Raw genomic sequence first — 1,457 nt, 5'->3', positions numbered from 1 at the left:
GAGGGGCAGCCGGTGGACAAGCTTCGGCCGGTGACGGGAATGGAGAGAATAGCGTCCATTCAGGAGGAGATCCGCGAGGTGTATATCAGCGAGCCGGTGCTTGGCTACCTGCTCGATATTGTCCGCGGCACCAGAGCGCATCCGCTGGTCCTGCTCGGGGCGAGTCCCCGCGCAGCGCTGTCTTATATGATGGCTTGCAAGGCCTTTGCCTTCCTGCAGGAGCGCGATTATGTGCTGCCCGATGATGTGAAGTCGCTGGCGCCCTACACGCTTGGCCACCGCATCCTGCTGCGTCCCGAGTCCCGTCTGGACAACGTCAGCGCGGATACGCTGCTGAACAATCTTCTGCAGAGCATCCAGGTCCCTGTGACAATGAGGCAATAATATGAGACGCTATCTGTCCGCAGCCGCCGCAAGACTTCCGGCCAAGCTGGCCGGAGTTGCCGCGGTTTGGTGTGTTACCCTGCTGTATGTGCTGTTTCAAGGCGGCAAAACGTCCGTCATGCTGTTCATCATGGTGTCGGTTCTGATGGTGTATCTGCTCGCCGGAGGATTAACCGGAGTACGCAGAGCCCGGGGCGCCCGAACCCTCTTCACCGAAGGGGAGAAGTCCGATTTGCTGTATGCGGGAGGCCATATGCGCGTCAAGCTTGAAGTCGCGCTTCCCGGACTGCTGCCGCTTCCCTTTGTCGTTGTCCGCGAAATGCTCAAAAGGCATAACGGGGAGTCCTGGATTTTCGAGGAAAGCCTTGTTCCGAACTTTAAAGGGCAGGGGGAGCTGCGGTTCCAGACGCCTCCGCTGGAGCGCGGCCACTATGTTTTTTCCGAGACGGGAATTTCCAGCGAGGATATTTTCGGGCTGGTCGAGCACAAGGGAAGCTTTCTCGCACAGGGACAGTTCCGGGTGCTTCCCAGCGTCGTTCACATCCCTAGATGGATGCTGTACGAGCGGAATTCGCGGCTGTCCGGCCCCCAGGCTTCGCTGGCCCAGTCACGGCGCGAGACAACGCAGATCAACGGCGTCCGCGATTATGTGTACGGCGACCGCTTGAGCCGCATTCACTGGAATGCGACGGCCAAGACCGGAGCGTGGAAATCCAAGGAGTTCGAGCATGAAGCGCTGCCCAAGACGATGCTTGTTCTTGACGGAACCTCTTCGGCCTACGCTTCTGTCGCGCAGTTCGAGCTGGCCGTATCGACAGCAGCCTCCCTGCTTGGGTTCGGCGTGCGGGAGAGGATAGGCATCGGGCTGTGCTGTCTGGACAAGAACACCAAAGTATTTGCCCCTGCGGAGAGCGCTGCGGAGCGGCAGAAGATGGTTCAGTATCTGATCGATATCAACGGAGAGGGCAGAGGTCCTCTTGTTCCCCGGCTGGAAAAGGGATACCGCATGTTTCCCAAAGGCGCCTATTTCGTGCTGATCACCCCGCAGGCGGACGGAAATATGCTGCAGACGC

General features: G+C 59.3%; 2 protein-coding genes. Both read left to right on the top strand.

The genetic code is table 11. From position 1 onward, the window contains the following. On the top strand, positions 1–384 hold a 384-nt coding region (locus tag L692_RS0108695), incomplete at its 5' end, for an AAA family ATPase (RefSeq protein ID WP_025699022.1). Between the two features lies 1 nt (position 385). Continuing rightward, positions 386–1,457, top strand: a 1,072-nt coding sequence (locus L692_RS0108690; protein WP_025699020.1) for a DUF58 domain-containing protein, incomplete at its 3' end; no start/stop codon positions are given.

The organism is Paenibacillus forsythiae T98, assembly GCF_000520735.1.
GTDB lineage: Bacteria > Bacillota > Bacilli > Paenibacillales > Paenibacillaceae > Paenibacillus_AQ > Paenibacillus_AQ forsythiae.
The sequence above is the reverse complement of the archived record's forward strand: the minus strand, read 5'-3'. Positions and strand labels throughout refer to the sequence as shown.